We start from the raw sequence: 14,849 nt of genomic DNA, 5'->3' as shown, positions 1-14,849 counted from the left end.
GAACCGGTTCCGACAACAAACTCATCCGGCCTATTTCTTTTGTTTTACTTTCGATAATTGACTTTCCGAAAGAAAACGCAGATCGTCACCGCGCTCAACAGGGATTCTCCATGGACCTCACCCCGCTCCCCGACTCGACCGCCTGGCAGCGCCTGGGCGGAGCCGATACCGCCGCCGAAATCGCCCAGCAACCCGCGTTGTGGGACGAACTGGCCCGCGATCTGGCGCAGGCGCGCGAACGCGTGCAGGCCTTTCTCGGCGACTGCCTCGACGACCCGCGCCAGCGCGTGCTGTTCACCGGCGCCGGCAGTTCGGGCTTCATCGCCGATCTGGTCGCCGACGCCATCAACGCGCAATGGCCGGCCGAAGTGCGCGCGCTGCATACCACCAATCTGCTGACTCATCCGGCGCTGTACCTGCAGCGCGACCGCCCGACCCTGCTGGTGTCGTTCGGCCGCAGCGGTTCCAGCCCGGAGAGCGTGGCCGCGGTCGAACTGGTGCGCGCGCAAGTCGAACACGCGCGCTTTCTCGACATCACCTGCAATCCGCAGGGCGAACTCGCCCGCCGCGGCGCCGGCCGCGACGACACCTGCACCGTGCTGATGCCGGCGGCGAGTTGCGACCGCGCCTTCGCCATGACCAGCAGCCTGAGCTGCATGCTGCTGGCCGCGCTGAGCGTGTTCGACCGCGCGCCGTGGCCGCGGCGGATCGAACGCCTGCAACAATTAGCCGAGCTCGCGCGCGAAGGTCTGGCGCAGTGGGATGCGCCGGTCGCGGCATTGGCGCAGCGTCCGTTCACTCGCGTGATCTACCTGGCCAGCGGCCCGCTGGAAGCGCTGGCGCGCGAAGCCGCGTTGAAGGTGCTCGAACTCACCGCCGGTCGCGTCCTGGCCTTGGCCAATACGCCGCTGGGGTTTCGCCACGGGCCCAAGTCCACGCTCGACGGCGAAACGCTGGTGGTGGTGATGCGCAGCAATCACGCGCTCGCGCGCCGTTACGAACACGATCTGCTCGACGAACTGCGCCGCGATGGCGTCGCCGGGCAAGTGCTGTCGATCGGTCCGCATGCCGACATCGGCGGCGGCGACGACTACAGCCTGCGGCTGCCGCCGCAACACGACAGCACGTTCGCCGACGGCATGTTTTCCGACGGCTGGCTGGCGCCGGTCTGGCTGACCTTCGCGCAGATGTACGCGCTCCAGCGTTCGGCCGCGCTCGGCCTGACCCCCGACAATCCCTTCCCGGACGGCACCGTCAACCGGGTGGTCAAGGGCGTCACCATTCACCATGGCTGACGCCGCCGCTTCCGCGATCTGTTACGGCATCGACATCGGCGGCACCAAGATCGAATTGGTCGCCTGCGATGCCGCATTGGAAGTGCGCCATCGTCGGCGCATCGCCACGCCGCAGGGCAAATACCCGGGTTTCCTGGCCGCGCTCGAAGCGCTGGTCGCCGCGGCCGACGCCGAACTCGGACTCGCCGACGCCGCGATCGGCATCGCCCTGCCCGGCGTGCGCGATCCGCGCAGCGGCCGTCAGCTCAGCGCCAACGTGCCGGCCTTGACCGGCCAGAAGGTCGCCGCCGACTTGCAGGCGCGGCTGCGGCGGCCGCTGCACTTCGGCAACGATCTGCAGTGCTTCGCCTTGTCCGAAGCGCATGGCGGCGCCGCCGAGGGTTATCCGAGCATGTTCGGCGCGATCCTCGGCACCGGCGCGGGCGGCGGCTACTGCCTGCACGGTCGGTTGGTGACCGGTTTCAACGGCCTGGCCGGCGAATGGGGCCACTGGAGCGTGCCCGGGCAACTGCTGCAGCGCTATGCGTTGCCGGTGCTGGATTGCGCCTGCGGTTTGCGCGGCTGCGTCGAGCGTTATGTCTCGGGCAGCGGTCTGGTCGCGCTGCACCGTCATTTCGGCGGCGAAGCGGCCGATGCCGCCGCGGTGCTCGCCCTGGCCGACGCGGGCGATGTGCGGGCGCGCGAAGTCATGGCCATCCATCTGGATTTGCTCGGCCACAGTTTGGCCAAGCTGGTGCTGGTGCTGGATCCGCACGTGATCGTGCTCGGCGGCGGTCTGTCGCAACACGCACCGCTGTACGGCGTGTTGCCGGCGGCGGTCGCCGCGCATCTGTTCGATGGCGTGCAGGTGCCGCCGATCGTGCCGCCGCGCTTCGGCGGCGCCGGCGGCGCGCGCGGCGCGGCGTTGCTGGCCTGGGCGCCGACGTTGTCCTGAGTTTTCCCGGCTCGTACCGAGTCGTCCCGAATCGCGTTGGAGTTTCGCCATGTCGCCCGTGCAATCGCTGATCGCCTCCCACCGCCAGGGCCGCAACGTCGGTCTGTACAGCGTGTGCTGCAGCAATGAACTGGTGCTGCGCGCCGCGATGGACGTGGCCCGCCGTCACGACACCTTGCTGCTGATCGAAGCGACCTCCAACCAGGTCGACCAGTTCGGCGGCTACACCGGCATGACCCCGCCGCAGTACCGCGACTACGTGCTCGCGTTGGCCCGCGAAGAACAGTTCCCGGCCGACCGGCTGGTGCTTGGCGGCGATCATCTCGGTCCGAACGCGTGGCAGAAACGGCCGGCCGAGGAAGCCATGGCGCATGCGCGGGTGCTGATCGAAGCCTATGTCGCCGCCGGTTTCCACAAGATCCATCTGGACTGCAGCATGTCCTGCGCCGACGACCCCACCCCGCTGCCGGACGCCACCGTCGCCGCGCGTTCGGCCGAACTTGCGCGCATCGCCGAACGCACCGCCGCCGCGCATGGCCTGCCGCCGCCGGTGTACGTGATCGGCACCGAAGTGCCGGTGCCCGGCGGCGAAGCCTCGCTGGCCGGCGGTCTGGCGGTGACCACGCCGCAGGCCGCCGAACAGACTTTGGCGATCCACCGCGACGCCTTCGCCGCGCCCGATCTGGCGCCGGCCTGGGAGCGGGTGATCGCGATGGTGGTGCAACCCGGTGTCGACTTCGATCACAGCAGCGTGCACGACTACGATCCGGTCGCCGCGCAAGCGCTGGCCGATTTTCTCGAACGCCAGCCGCGCATCGTGTTCGAAGCGCATTCCACCGACTACCAGCGCGAGGACGGCCTGCACGCGCTGGTGCGCGATCATTTCGCAATCCTCAAGGTCGGCCCGGCCGCGACCTTCGCCTATCGCGAAGCGCTGTTCGCGCTGGCCGCGATCGAAGCCGAACTGTTGCCGCCGCAGCAACGCTCGAATCTGCCGCAGGCGCTGGAGCAGTGCATGCTCGACAACCCGCGCCACTGGCGGCAGCACTACCACGGCGACGAACGCGAACTGCATCTGCTGCGGCTGTACGCACTCAGCGATCGCTGCCGTTATTACTGGGGCGAACCGGCCCTGATCGCCGCCGTGCAACGCCTGTTCGACAACCTGCGCGCGCATGCGCCGCCGCTGTTCCTGCTGAGCCAGCACCTGCCCGAGCAATACCGCGCGGTGCGCGCCGGCACCCTGGCCAACACGCCCGAAGCGCTGGTACGCCATCGCATCGGCCTGTGCCTGGACGAATACGCCCGCGCCTGCTCGGCGAACACGGCCGGTGCGCGCGCATCCCGCGCCACTGCCGCCGCGAACGGCTAATCTTCGACCTTTACCGCGGACCCACCGATGGCCATTCGCAACACCCGCGCCCGCCGGCAACAGATCCTGCAATGCCTGATCGAGCTCGGCTCGGTGCAGGTGGCCGAGCTGGTCGAGCGCTTCGGCGTGTCGGCGGTGACCATCCGCGCCGACCTGAGCCATATCGAATCGCAGGGCCTGGCCACCCGCACCCACGGCGGCGCCGCGCTGGTGCGCACGCCGCCGCAGGAACAGGACATCCACGAGAAGGACGCGCTGAACCTGCCTCTGAAAGAGCGCATCGGCGCGCGCGCCGCGCAACTGGTGCAGGCCGGCGACAACATCATCATCGACTCGGGTTCGACCACCATGACCCTGGCCCGCCATCTGCGCGGCCATCGCGATGTCACGGTGATGACCAACGGCCTCAACATCGCCTGGGAACTCGCCAACGCGCCCGGCGTCGACGTGCTGCTCAGCGGCGGCGTGCTGCGCAAGCAATCGCTGTCGCTGCAAGGCAGCCAGGCCGAGGCCAGCCTCAATGCCTACAGCTTCGACACCTTGTTTCTCGGCGTGGACGGCCTGGACCTGCAGTTCGGCCTGACCACCCACGACGAAGCCGAGGCGCGGCTCAACCATCGCATGGTCGAACACGCGCGCCGCATCGTGGTGCTGACCGACGCCTCGAAATTCGGCCGGGTCAGCCTGCACCGCATCGCCCGTCTCGATCAGATCCACGCCATCATCACCGACGCCGGCATCGACGACCGCTATCGCGAGGGTCTGCAACAACTGGGCATCGAAGTGATCATCGCCGAGGCGACGCCGTGACCGAACTGCGCAATCTGCAAGGCCGGATCCTCACTTCCGAAGGCTGGCGCCGCGGCCGCATCCGCTTCGACCAGAAAATCCGCGCCATCGAAGAAGTCGCCGACGGCGACATCGGCGAGACTATCATTCTGCCCGGCTTCATCGACCTGCATGTGCACGGCGCCGCCGGCGTCGACCTGATGCAGGGCGGCGACGCCGCGCGCACCGTCGCGCGCGCGCACGTCCGCCACGGCACCACCGCCCTGCTCGGCACCACCATGACCGCGGCTGAGCCCGATATCGTCCACGCGCTGCGCGGGCTCGCCACCGCCATCGCCGAACCCGATCCGGATGCGGCGCGCGTGCTCGGCGTGCATCTGGAAGGCCCCTTCATCAGCCCGCAACGTCTCGGCGCGCAGCCGCCGCTGACAGTGGAAGCCACCCTGGAATCGGTGCAACGCCTGCACGCGCTGGCGCCGATCAAGGTGCTGACGCTGGCGCCGGAGATCGGCTCACACAACGAGTTGATCCCGCAGCTGAGCGCGATGGGCATCCGCGTCCAGCTCGGCCACAGCGCCGGCAGCTACGAGGATGGCGTCGCCGCGCTGCGCGCCGGCGCGGCCGGCTTCACTCATCTGTTCAACGGCATGACCGGGGTCGACCACTACAAGCCCGGCATCGCCGCGGCCGCGCTGGCGCATGCCGAGTACGCCGAATTGATCCCCGATCTGCAGCATGTGCATCCCGGCGCGATCCGCCTCGCGCTGCGCGCGATTCCGCGCCTGTACGCGGTCACCGACGCCACCGCCGCGACCGGCATGCCCGACGGCGAATACGCGCTGGGTTCGCAGCGCGTGCACAAATGCCTGGGCTGCGTGCGCCTGGCCAGCGGTTCGCTCGCCGGCAGCGCATTGACCATGGACCAGGCGCTGCGCAATCTGGTCGAGGTCGGCCTGGACCTCGCCGATGCCGCGCATCGCGTTTCCACCTTCCCCGCCGACTACCTGGGCCTGTCCGACCGCGGCCGCATTGAACTTGGCGCCTGCGCCGACTTCGTTGTGCTGGACCCGCAGTTGCGCATCATCGAGGTGCATGTCGCCGGCCGCGCCGTCGCTTTTTCCTGACCGGTTCAGGCCGATCGCATCCCTGCTTCGAAGTCGCACTCAAGTTCACTGCGCCCGGCGAGAACTGCGTTTACCCTGCAAGCCGTCCGCTTCGCGTTCGATCCGCAAACGCGCGAAGCCAATCGACGCCCGCCACTGCAGAGGGAAGACCCGCGATGAATCCCGATTGGATCGGTTGGCTGGCTTCGGCAATCCTGATCGCGACGCTGCTGAGGCAAATCGTCAAGCAGGACCAATCGCGCGATCAGGACGCGCAGGCGGTGTCGAAGTGGCTGTTCGCGGGCCAATGCGCCGCTTCGGCCGGGTTCGTGGTCTACAGCGTGCTGGTCGGCAACTGGGTGTTCATCGTCACCAACAGCTGCGTGCTGATCACCGCCATCGTCGGTCAGATCATGATGGTCAGGCGTAAGCGCGGTCGGAAACGCGAAACATGACCACGGTTCGAGCTTGACCGGGATCGATACGCGAGCAGTGTCGCGCCGACTCAATCGCGCTGCGCTGGTATGCCCGCGGCCAACGACGCGAACCACGCCGCATAGGGCGTATTGACCACCAGCTTGCGATTCATATCGGGCGCGCCGCCGCTCCACCACACCGGCCCGCGCTCGCCGAGCGCGACCTTGGCCAGATGCACGCGCCGCCTCGCCTTCGCCAGCGCGACGAGATCGTCGCGGTCGTGCTTGACCGCGCGACGGGCCGCCATCAGTTCGGCGACGAGCGCCGCGCGCTCGTTGTCGGTCAGATCCGGATTGGCCGCGCGCCACAGACGGCCGCGCACGATCAGATAACGTCGATCCGGCGTGAACAATGCGCCTGATGCAGCGTCGCTCATGCCGTCAGATTTCCCTGTCCCGCAATCGGCGCGTCGGATAAGGCTGAGCTCGCGCCAATTCATTTCCTCCCGTGGGATGTCCGCTCGAACAAGATTCCAATACGCACGCAAGAAACGTCATTCGCAGCCGGACACGCGACAAGCACGCGCAGCCTCACGTCATAGACGCAAGCGCGTCATAGTCCAGCAGCGTCGCGCCGACGTTCGCCAACGCATCGCCGAGGCGCTCGTGCACCGACGATTCGGCATCGACCAGCACCAGAATGCGACCGGCGGCGATCTCGTCGTCGAATTTCTGCCGGATCGGATCGGGCAAGGCCGCGCCCATGAGCGCCGACGCCCAGGTGCCGACCAGCGCCCCAACCGCGCCGACCACCGCCGCGCCCGCCAAGGTGATGCCGACCGGCGTGACGACCGTCGCGGCCAGACCGGCCAGCAAACCGGTCGCGCCGCCGATGCCGGCGCCGCGGATCGCCGCCGGCATGAAGTCGGTGTCGGCTTCCTTGTGCCGGTTGGGAACGCTCTGCAACTCGATATCCGAACGGGCCACCAGCGAAATATCGTCGTCGCCGATTCCCTGGGCCCGCAATGCCTCGACCGCGCGCGTGGCCTGGGCGATGTCGTCGGTGCGGTAGACGCGGCGCTGTTTCATGGGAATCACCTGCCGTTGGATGACTCAAACCTGCACGGCCCATCGTTAGCCGACCGCGAAGACTGCGAACTGTTTCGCATTCATCGGCTTCGACATTAACCGTACAGCTTCAATCGACGACATAACCAGGACATCACCATCGCTCATCGCGGATTTCACGTCGGTGAAAGATACGCTGGCTTAGGTTCCTTGTTGATCGCATCAGCAGGAGGCGTCATGGCCAAGAAGAACGTAGAGGGTCAACGCGCGATTCCGTCGACAGACAATCCATCGGACTCCGCCTCTCGGACCAGCGCGGGCGCGACCGTCCGCCGCCAGAAGGCGATCCAGCGCCAGGTCGACGCGCTCGACCAGGGCAAGCCCGACAAGCAGGCGAAGCCGGCGAAAAAAACCGCGGTGCAGGCCGGCGAACGCGCGCAACCGGAAAACCCGTTGCCTAAGCAGCACCTAGTCAAGCCCGGGCACGAGCATCTGCTCAACCCGGCGCCGAAATTCATGGCGCCGGATTATCGCGGCAGCGGAAAACTGCAGGGCAAGGTCGCCGTGATCACCGGCGGCGATTCCGGAATAGGCCGCGCGGTGGCGGTGCTGTTCGCGCGCGAGGGCGCCGACGTGGCGATCGTCTATCTCAACGAACATCAGGACGCGCAGGACACCCGCATGTTCATCGACCAGGAAGGCCAGCGCAGCCTGGCGATCAGCGGCGACGTGCGCGACCGGGCGTTCTGCGACGATGCGATCGCGCAAACCGTCGCCGCCTTCGGCCGGCTCGACATCCTGGTCAACAACGCCGCGTTCCAGGCGCATTGCGACGCGTTGGAAGACCTCAGCGACGAACATCTGCAGGAAACCCTGCAGACCAACATCGCCGGTTACTTCCACATGGCGCGCGCGGCCTTGCCGCACATGGGCAACGGTTCGGCGATCATCAACACCGGCTCGGAGACCGGACTGTTCGGACACAAGGCACTGCTGGACTATTCGGCGACCAAGGGCGCGATCCATGCCTTCACTCTGTCGCTCGCCAGCCAGTTGCTGCCGCGCGGCATCCGCGTGAACGCGGTCGCGCCAGGTCCGGTGTGGACGCCGCTCAATCCCGCCGACAAATCGGCCGAGGAGGTGGCGAAGTTCGGCGCCGACAGCGACATGGGCCGGCCCGCTCAGCCCGAGGAAATCTCTCCCGCTTACGTGTTCCTCGCATCGCCGGTGACCGCCTCCTACATCAACGGCGTGGTGTTGCCGGTCATGGGCGGACCGCGCGGATGATGCATCGCGCGGCATCGTCGTCGACGCCCGCGAATCGCCGCTGAATCGTTCACCATGCCGCTTAGAACTTCACGTCGATCAAATACCACGACGCCTAAGGTTTTCGCATCGGCGTCATAAGGCGCTCTGAGGAGAACTCCAATGGCGAAGAACGCACAAGATTCCGCGCAAGTCGAAGAACTGCTGTATCAGGCACTGGAAACCGAACTCGGCGGCATCCAGGTGTACGAAACCGCTATCCGGTGCGCGGTCAACGACGACCTGCGCAAGGAATGGACCGAGTATCTGGATGAAACCCGCACCCATCGCAAGGTGCTGTTGAACGTGTTCCAGGAACTCGGCCTCGATCCCGATACCTCCACGCCCGGACGCAAGGTGGTCGGCCACATCGGCAAATCCCTGGTCAAGGCGATGGAAATGGCATTGGCGGCGGGCGATCCGGCCGCGGCCGAACTGGTCGCCGGCGAATGCGTGGTGTTGGCCGAAACCAAAGACCATTTGAACTGGGAACTGATCGGCCACGTGGCCAAGCACGGCAAGGGCCCGCAAGTGAAAGTCCTGCAGGCCGCGTTCGAAGCGGTCGAACAGGACGAAGACCATCACCTGTATCACACCCAGGGTTGGACCCGCGAGTTGTGGATCCAGTCGCTGGGCTTCCCCGCAGTGCTGCCGCCGCCGGAGGAAATCAAGCAGGTCGAAACCGCGATTGGCGCATCGCGCGCGGAGCAGGCGCGCGACCAGATGTTGAAGAAGAACTGATCCGACCCGGCCGGCGACAGGCTGCGTGGCCCCCACGACGCCGTGACAGCGCGCACGCTCAAGCTGGCCACCTTCAACATCAACGGGGTGCGCACGCGTCTTGCGCAGTTGCTGCAATGGTTGCAACGCGAATCCCCGGACATCGTGTGCCTGCAGGAACTCAAAGCCGAGGATGCCGCGTTTCCTTTGAAAGCGGTGAACGATGCCGGTTATGGCGCATTGTGGCGCGGACAGCGGGCGTGGAATGGCGTGGCCATCCTCGCCCGCGACGCGGATCCGATCGAGAGCCGCAGGGCGCTTCCAGGCGATCGCAACGACGATCAAGGCCGTTACCTGGAGACCGCCGTGCACGGGCTCATCGTGGCCTGCCTGTATCTGCCCAACGGCAATCCGCGGCCGGGACCGAAATTCGATTACAAACTGCGCTGGTTCGACCGCCTGATCGCGCACGCCCACGAACTCATACGCAGCGGTCATCCGGTGGTGCTGGCCGGCGACTTCAATGTCGTGCCCACCGACGCGGACATCTACGATCCGCGCTCCTGGCGCAAGGACGCATTGCTGCAACCCGAAAGCCGAGAACGCTACGCCCGCTTGCTCGCGCAGGGCTGGACCGATGCGCTGCATGAGCGCCACCCCGATCCACCGCTGTTCACGTTCTCGGACTACTTCCGCCAGCACTGGCAGCGCGATGCGGGCCTGCGTATCGACCACATCCTGTTGAGTCCGCAACTGGCTCCACGATTGAAAGACGCCGGCGTCGACCGCTGGGTTCGCGGCCTGGTCAAGCCCAGCGATCACGCGCCGGCCTGGGTCACGCTGGGGAAATCGGCATCGCGCGCGAAGCCGCGCGGCCGATCCGCGCGACCGACTGCCGCCACCGGATGATTGATGGCGCACACAGCCTCCTGGGCACGACGCGGCATTAACCATTCGTGGGCAAGGATCGGTGCAGCCCGCGGGCCAAGGGGCAACGGTTGTGTGTCGCTCGCGAGTCCGTCACGCCTGGCACGCACCGTCCGCCCGCTTACGAACATCCACTCCACTTTCGCCGAGCACGCCCAATGGCTCCGCATCGCAATGGCCGACCGATGCTTGCAACGATTCTGCTTACAGCGCTTCTGACCCTGGCCGTGGTGATCGTCGTCGCCAACGTGACCGGGCCGGAGAAGAAAGTTCAACAGTTGGTGCAGCATCGCTTCGATGTCACCGACCCGCAGTTCCGGCGCGAGATGGGCGTGATGCTCGGGCCGCCGGTGCTGACCGGAAATCGCGTTCGCCATCTGCGCAACGGCGAAGAAATTTTTCCGGCGATGATCGCCGCCATCGCGGCGGCGCGCCGTTCCATCGCCTTCGAAACCTATATCTACTGGTCCGGGGAGGTGGGCCAACGCTTCAGCGACGCGCTGTCCGAACGCGCGCGCGCCGGCGTGCCGGTGCATGTCACCCTGGACTGGGTCGGCAGCAGCAAGATGGATGCGCGCCTGATCGACGGCATGAAACAGGCCGGCGTGCAGGTCGAACGCTATCGACCCTTGCGTTGGTACAACCTCGACCGGATCAACCACCGCACGCATCGCAAGCTACTGGTGATCGACGGCGCAACCGCGTTCACCGGCGGCGTGGGCATCGCCGACCAATGGCAGGGTCACGCCCAGGACCCCGGGCATTGGCGCGACAGCCATTTTCTGATCGAAGGCCCGGCGGCCGCGCAGATGCAGGCGGCATTCGGCGACAACTGGGTCAAGATGACCGGACGCGTGCTGCATGGGCCGTCGTACTATCCGGCCCTGTCCAGGCACGGCGACATGGATGCGCAGGTGTTCCTGAGCTCGCCCTCGGGCGGCAGCGAAAGCATGCACCTGATGTATCTGATGTCGATCGCGGCGGCGTCGCGATCCATCGACCTGGCCGCGGCCTATTTCGTTCCCGACGAACTCACCCAGCGCGCCTTGCTGGAGGCGAGAGAACGCGGAGTGCGCGTGCGCATCCTCGTGCCCGGCGAACATATCGACTCCGATGCCGTGCGTCTGGCGTCCAAGGCGCAGTGGGGGCCGCTGCTGCGCCAAGGCGTCGAGCTGTACGAGTACCGCCCGACCATGATGCACGTGAAGTTGTTGATCGTGGATCGCCACCTGGTGTCGGTGGGATCGACCAACTTCGATTCGCGTTCGTTTCAGCTCAACGACGAAGCCAGCTTGAACGTCTACGAATCCGGGTTCGCCGACGAGATGACCCGGGTGTTCGAGGACGATCTGTCCCAGGCCAAGCCTTACACCTACCAGGCCTGGACGAATCGCCCGTGGACGGAGAAAGCCATGGAGCGGTTCGTCCTGCCGATCAAGTCGCAGCTTTGAACGGTATTCACGCAATCGGAATCGACGCTTGACGTCGATGCTCATGAATACGAATCCGGCCGCGGCCCATCCACGTCGTCAATGAACATCACAGCGTCGAGCGCGGCTGCGACCGCGACCGCGCACACGGAGACCCGCATGCCCCTGTATGCACCGAGCTTCTGGCGCCGCAACGGCTTATCCATCGTCTTGCTCACCTTTCTGCTCGCGGCCCTGATCGGTCAGATCGCCACGGGCCGCTCGGTTTACAACGCCGAGCGACTGGAACACCACTTGCCGGCGCTGGCCCTGGGCCAATACCTGACCAGCGGCCATTTCGTTTCGGCCACTTTCGAAAACTGGGAAAGCGAATTCCTGCAGATGGGACTGTACGTGCTGTTGACCGTGAGCCTGCGCCAGAAAGGCTCGGCGGAATCGCGCCCGCTGGAACCGCGGAGCGAACGCATCGAGCCCGGTCCCGCGCCGTGGCCGGTCAAGGCCGGCGGCCTGTGGCGACGGCTCTACGAACGTTCCCTGTCGATCGCGTTCGGCCTGCTGTTCGCTGCTTCGTTCGCGCTGCACCTGTGCGGGAGTTGGCGCGCGCACAACGCCGAACAGGCGATGAAGGGCGAGCCTCCCGTCGGGCTGGCCGCGTTCGTGGGCGATGCGCAGTTCTGGTTCGAGTCGTTTCAAAACTGGCAGAGCGAATTTCTGGCGGTGGCCGCGCTGGTGATCCTCACGATCTGGTTGCGTCAGAAGGATTCGCCGCAATCCAAGCCGGTCGATGCGCCGCATTCGCAAACCGGAGCGTGATCCAACGCCGACGCCTTAATGATTCAGCGGCAATGTGCGCAGCGTGTTGCGAATACTAAGGCGCCGACGCGCGATGTTAAGAGCGGCTTCGCAACACGACGACATCGCGCACATGCGCCGCGGTCGATGCTCGACCTCTATCAGCGGATGTCTCCGCCGAAGGCAAGGAGCGACAGCATGAGCAACAGCAACGACAAGCGAGACCTCAACCGCGATCCGATCACCGGAACGCCCGGCGCGCATCCAGTAGGCGTCGGCGTGGGCGGCGTAAGCGGCGCGGTGGCCGGCGCATTCGTCGGTGCGTTCGGCGGCCCGATCGGCATGCTGGTCGGCAGCGGCATCGGCGCGATCGCCGGCGCGGCGGCCGGCAAGGGCGTGGCCGAACGCATCGATCCCACCGGCGAAACGCAGTATTGGCAGGAAGAACATGTGCGTCGCCCCTACTACAACCCCGAGTACAACTACGACACCGACTACGCGCCGGCGTATTCGTACGGCGCCGAAGCCAGGTCGCGCCTCGGCAACCGCCCATGGGACGAACAGACCGCGGCCGAGCTCGAACGCGATTGGGCCGGCGCGCGCGGCCAGTCGAAACTGGACTGGGAAGCCGCAAGGCCCGCGGTGCAGGATTCGTGGACCCGGGCCGATCGTACTTACCGCACTTATGACGCGAGCGATCGTTACCACCAGTCGCAGTTCGAGCAGACCTCGTATCGCACGGCCGACGCGGAGTTTTCCGATTATCGTCCTGCCTATCGCTACGGCACGCATGCGCGCCAGCACTACGGCGATCGCGATTGGGACGACAAGCTAGAAGCCGAACTGGGACAGCGCTGGGACACGGTGAAGGGCGAGTCCAGGCTCGGCTGGGACAAGGCCAAGGCGGCGACCAAGGATGCCTGGCACAGCGTCGAGCGCGCCCTGCCTGGCGACGCCGACAAAGACGGCCGATAAGACAGACCGCCACCGAAGCGGCGCGAATGCGCCGCTTCGTTCTGTTCGAGTCTTTGGCCGAATCTTTATCCGAATCTTTGTTCAAATACCTGTTCGACTATCTGTTCGCAGCCAGCAACCGATCACCGCGCAGAGGAACCTCACGATGCAAGCCTCCCATCCGCCGGCCACCGCGAACGACCATGCCGCGCTCGGCGCGATCGACACGCCGACCGTCGACGTCGCCAGCCCGATCCCGGCGCCGGCAATCGCCGATCGCGGCAAGCCGGCGGGGATGCTCGATCCGGCCGTGACGATCGCGCGCCTACACCCTGCGCAGACCTTCGTCATCGCGGTCGTCGTGGGCTGGATCATCGGCGCGTGGACGCGCCGACGGCAGGGCTGGCCTGATCGATAGCAGCCGGTTTCACTGCACGCAAGCCGCGAGGTTTCATTCGCGACGCAGCGACGCGAGCGTAGCCAGGTCCAGCCTGTTCGGCCGGACCGATGATCCGATCAGCGAAGCGGCCCGGCGCGCGACACCTCAGCGACGCACATGAAACCCGTTGCCGCTCAGCAGATCCTCGATCTCCTGCGCGTCGACCAGATTGAAATCGCCCGGCACCGAGTGCTTCAGGCTCGCCGCGGCCAAGGCGAAATGCAGCCCGGCCTCGTCGCTCATTTCGCGCAGCAATCCATGCAACAGTCCCGCCGCGAACGCATCGCCGGTGCCGATGCGATCGACGATCGACGGCAGCTCGTACGTTGGCGTCGAGATCGCCGAGCCGTCGCGATGGAACAGCGCCGCCGACAAGGCATGGTGATCGACATTGCGCTGCTGGCGCTGAGTGCAGGCCAGCCGCTGCAGGTTCGGGAACGCGGCGAATGCGAGCTCGGCCGCCTTGGCCAGGCCGCCGTCGGCGGCATGCGGATCGAACTGCGTCGCCAGGGCGACAGCGATGTCGCGATGATCGGCGACCAGCACATCGGCCTGACTCATTAACTCATGCAGGATCGGCGCCGGATCGACGCCCCACTCCTGCCACAGCGAACTGCGGAAATTACCGTCGAAGCAAATCCGCACGCCGGCCGCGCGCGCCGCGCGCGCGGCGGCGATCGCCGCGGCCGCGCCCGATGCGCCCAGCGCGGGAGTTACCCCAGACAAATGCAGCCACGAGACGCCGTCCAGCAGCGCCGGCCAGTCGTAACTGTCGGCATCGGCGCGCGCGAACGCCGAGCCGGCGCGGTCGTACAGCACCCGGCTCGGCCGCTGGATCGCGCCGGCCTCGAGAAAATACAACCCCATCCGGCCCGCGCCGGCGCGTATCGACCGCGTGTCGACACCGTGCCGGCGCAATTCGCCCACCGCGGCCTGGCCCAGGGCGTTGTCGGCAACGACACTGACCATGGCCACCTCGTGCCCCAGCCGCGCCAACGACACCGCGACATTGGCCTCGGCGCCGCCCACGCAGATATCCAGGCGCGGCGACTGCAACAATCGCTCGCTGGCCGGCGCCGCGAGCCGCAGCAGCAACTCGCCGAAACACAGCACTTTCCGGCTCATACGGCCTCCTCAAGGTTGCCGGCACGGTCACCTGTGACCGGGCTCTCGTAACTATTTGCGCACCGCAGCATGCTGTTCGCTCAAGGTTTTGTTAGGGTTTTGACCAGCGGTGTCATTTTCATTCAGGGGACACCATAACAGGCGCAGCAAGCCCGTCAAGGCCGCTCAGAAGCGGCCTGA

At 66.4% G+C, this 14,849-nt stretch carries 16 protein-coding genes; 13 read left to right on the top strand and 3 right to left on the bottom strand.

The window, feature by feature from the left end:
• Window positions 1-110: 110 nt before the first annotated feature.
• The 6 genes from IEQ11_RS06860 to IEQ11_RS06835 all read left to right on the top strand — a co-directional run bounded on the left by IEQ11_RS06860 (window position 111) and on the right by IEQ11_RS06835 (window position 5,948).
• Window positions 111-1,295 carry an SIS domain-containing protein gene (locus IEQ11_RS06860; protein WP_191821596.1) on the top strand — a complete coding sequence of 395 codons (1,185 nt, stop codon included), beginning with the start codon at window positions 111-113 and terminating at the stop codon, window positions 1,293-1,295.
• Window positions 1,288-2,229, top strand: coding sequence for an ROK family protein (locus IEQ11_RS06855; protein WP_057921067.1), 942 nt, complete (start codon window positions 1,288-1,290; stop codon window positions 2,227-2,229). The genes IEQ11_RS06860 and IEQ11_RS06855 overlap by 8 nt, the downstream gene beginning before the upstream one ends.
• Before the next feature lie 49 nt (window positions 2,230-2,278).
• The gene (locus tag IEQ11_RS06850) at window positions 2,279-3,601 is read left to right on the top strand and encodes a D-tagatose-bisphosphate aldolase, class II, non-catalytic subunit (protein WP_191821597.1); all 1,323 of its coding nucleotides are present in this window, start codon (window positions 2,279-2,281) and stop codon (window positions 3,599-3,601) included.
• Between the two features lie 33 nt (window positions 3,602-3,634).
• Entirely contained in the window at window positions 3,635-4,411 is a 777-nt protein-coding gene (locus IEQ11_RS06845) for a DeoR family transcriptional regulator (RefSeq protein ID WP_191821673.1), read from the top strand.
• Window positions 4,408-5,514 (top strand): N-acetylglucosamine-6-phosphate deacetylase, encoded by a 1,107-nt coding sequence (nagA, locus tag IEQ11_RS06840; protein ID WP_191821598.1) that lies wholly within the window; start codon window positions 4,408-4,410, stop codon window positions 5,512-5,514. The genes IEQ11_RS06845 and nagA overlap by 4 nt, the downstream gene beginning before the upstream one ends.
• 155 nt (window positions 5,515-5,669) lie before the next feature.
• Complete coding sequence (locus IEQ11_RS06835; RefSeq protein ID WP_191821599.1) at window positions 5,670-5,948, top strand: hypothetical protein; 279 nt, start codon at window positions 5,670-5,672, stop codon at window positions 5,946-5,948.
• A gap of 50 nt (window positions 5,949-5,998) precedes the next feature.
• Here IEQ11_RS06835 and IEQ11_RS06830 read toward each other — a convergent pair whose 3' ends face one another.
• Window positions 5,999-6,346 (bottom strand): hypothetical protein, encoded by a 348-nt coding sequence (locus IEQ11_RS06830; RefSeq protein ID WP_191821600.1) that lies wholly within the window; start codon window positions 6,344-6,346, stop codon window positions 5,999-6,001.
• Window positions 6,347-6,500: 154 nt separating this feature from the next.
• The gene (locus IEQ11_RS06825; protein WP_191821601.1) at window positions 6,501-6,998 is read right to left on the bottom strand and encodes a hypothetical protein; all 498 of its coding nucleotides are present in this window, start codon (window positions 6,996-6,998) and stop codon (window positions 6,501-6,503) included.
• Window positions 6,999-7,214: 216 nt separating this feature from the next.
• Between IEQ11_RS06825 and IEQ11_RS06820 the strand changes: the two genes are divergently transcribed.
• The 7 genes from IEQ11_RS06820 to IEQ11_RS06790 all read left to right on the top strand — a co-directional run bounded on the left by IEQ11_RS06820 (window position 7,215) and on the right by IEQ11_RS06790 (window position 13,523).
• A complete protein-coding gene (locus IEQ11_RS06820; RefSeq protein ID WP_191821602.1) occupies window positions 7,215-8,264 on the top strand; it encodes an SDR family oxidoreductase in 1,050 nt (349 codons plus the stop codon).
• A 141-nt stretch (window positions 8,265-8,405) separates the two neighbouring features.
• Window positions 8,406-9,023: a ferritin-like domain-containing protein gene (locus tag IEQ11_RS06815; RefSeq protein WP_046655934.1), complete on the top strand. Its 618-nt coding sequence runs from the start codon at window positions 8,406-8,408 to the stop codon at window positions 9,021-9,023.
• A gap of 42 nt (window positions 9,024-9,065) precedes the next feature.
• Window positions 9,066-9,911 carry an exodeoxyribonuclease III gene (gene xth, locus IEQ11_RS06810; protein ID WP_191821603.1) on the top strand — a complete coding sequence of 282 codons (846 nt, stop codon included), beginning with the start codon at window positions 9,066-9,068 and terminating at the stop codon, window positions 9,909-9,911.
• A gap of 203 nt (window positions 9,912-10,114) precedes the next feature.
• Window positions 10,115-11,380 carry a phospholipase D-like domain-containing protein gene (locus IEQ11_RS06805; protein WP_191821604.1) on the top strand — a complete coding sequence of 422 codons (1,266 nt, stop codon included), beginning with the start codon at window positions 10,115-10,117 and terminating at the stop codon, window positions 11,378-11,380.
• Window positions 11,381-11,518: 138 nt separating this feature from the next.
• Window positions 11,519-12,172, top strand: coding sequence for a DUF6766 family protein (locus tag IEQ11_RS06800; RefSeq protein WP_191821605.1), 654 nt, complete (start codon window positions 11,519-11,521; stop codon window positions 12,170-12,172).
• 177 nt (window positions 12,173-12,349) lie between these two features.
• A complete protein-coding gene (locus IEQ11_RS06795) occupies window positions 12,350-13,126 on the top strand; it encodes a hypothetical protein (protein ID WP_191821606.1) in 777 nt (258 codons plus the stop codon).
• A 145-nt stretch (window positions 13,127-13,271) separates the two neighbouring features.
• Window positions 13,272-13,523, top strand: a complete 252-nt coding sequence (locus IEQ11_RS06790; RefSeq protein ID WP_191821607.1) for a hypothetical protein — start codon at window positions 13,272-13,274, stop codon at window positions 13,521-13,523.
• Window positions 13,524-13,649: 126 nt separating this feature from the next.
• On the opposite strand, the gene IEQ11_RS06785 is transcribed toward IEQ11_RS06790, so the two are convergent.
• Window positions 13,650-14,669, bottom strand: a complete 1,020-nt coding sequence (locus tag IEQ11_RS06785; RefSeq protein WP_191821608.1) for a sugar kinase — start codon at window positions 14,667-14,669, stop codon at window positions 13,650-13,652.
• Window positions 14,670-14,849 lie beyond the last annotated feature (180 nt).

It is taken from the genome of Lysobacter capsici (assembly GCF_014779555.2).
In the GTDB taxonomy this organism is placed as follows: Bacteria; Pseudomonadota; Gammaproteobacteria; order Xanthomonadales; family Xanthomonadaceae; genus Lysobacter; species Lysobacter capsici.
This window is presented reverse-complemented; position numbering and strand designations above follow the sequence as displayed.

Coding starts and splice junctions, on each gene's coding strand:
- IEQ11_RS06860 (WP_191821596.1), top strand. CDS start 111: ATGGACCTCACCCCGCTCCCCGACTCGACCGCCTGGCAGCGCCTGGGC.
- IEQ11_RS06855 (WP_057921067.1), top strand. CDS start 1,288: ATGGCTGACGCCGCCGCTTCCGCGATCTGTTACGGCATCGACATCGGC.
- IEQ11_RS06850 (WP_191821597.1), top strand. CDS start 2,279: ATGTCGCCCGTGCAATCGCTGATCGCCTCCCACCGCCAGGGCCGCAAC.
- IEQ11_RS06835 (WP_191821599.1), top strand. CDS start 5,670: ATGAATCCCGATTGGATCGGTTGGCTGGCTTCGGCAATCCTGATCGCG.
- IEQ11_RS06830 (WP_191821600.1), bottom strand. CDS start 6,346: ATGAGCGACGCTGCATCAGGCGCATTGTTCACGCCGGATCGACGTTAT.
- IEQ11_RS06825 (WP_191821601.1), bottom strand. CDS start 6,998: ATGAAACAGCGCCGCGTCTACCGCACCGACGACATCGCCCAGGCCACG.
- IEQ11_RS06820 (WP_191821602.1), top strand. CDS start 7,215: ATGGCCAAGAAGAACGTAGAGGGTCAACGCGCGATTCCGTCGACAGAC.
- IEQ11_RS06815 (WP_046655934.1), top strand. CDS start 8,406: ATGGCGAAGAACGCACAAGATTCCGCGCAAGTCGAAGAACTGCTGTAT.
- IEQ11_RS06805 (WP_191821604.1), top strand. CDS start 10,115: ATGCTTGCAACGATTCTGCTTACAGCGCTTCTGACCCTGGCCGTGGTG.
- IEQ11_RS06800 (WP_191821605.1), top strand. CDS start 11,519: ATGCCCCTGTATGCACCGAGCTTCTGGCGCCGCAACGGCTTATCCATC.
- IEQ11_RS06795 (WP_191821606.1), top strand. CDS start 12,350: ATGAGCAACAGCAACGACAAGCGAGACCTCAACCGCGATCCGATCACC.
- IEQ11_RS06790 (WP_191821607.1), top strand. CDS start 13,272: ATGCAAGCCTCCCATCCGCCGGCCACCGCGAACGACCATGCCGCGCTC.
- IEQ11_RS06785 (WP_191821608.1), bottom strand. CDS start 14,669: ATGAGCCGGAAAGTGCTGTGTTTCGGCGAGTTGCTGCTGCGGCTCGCG.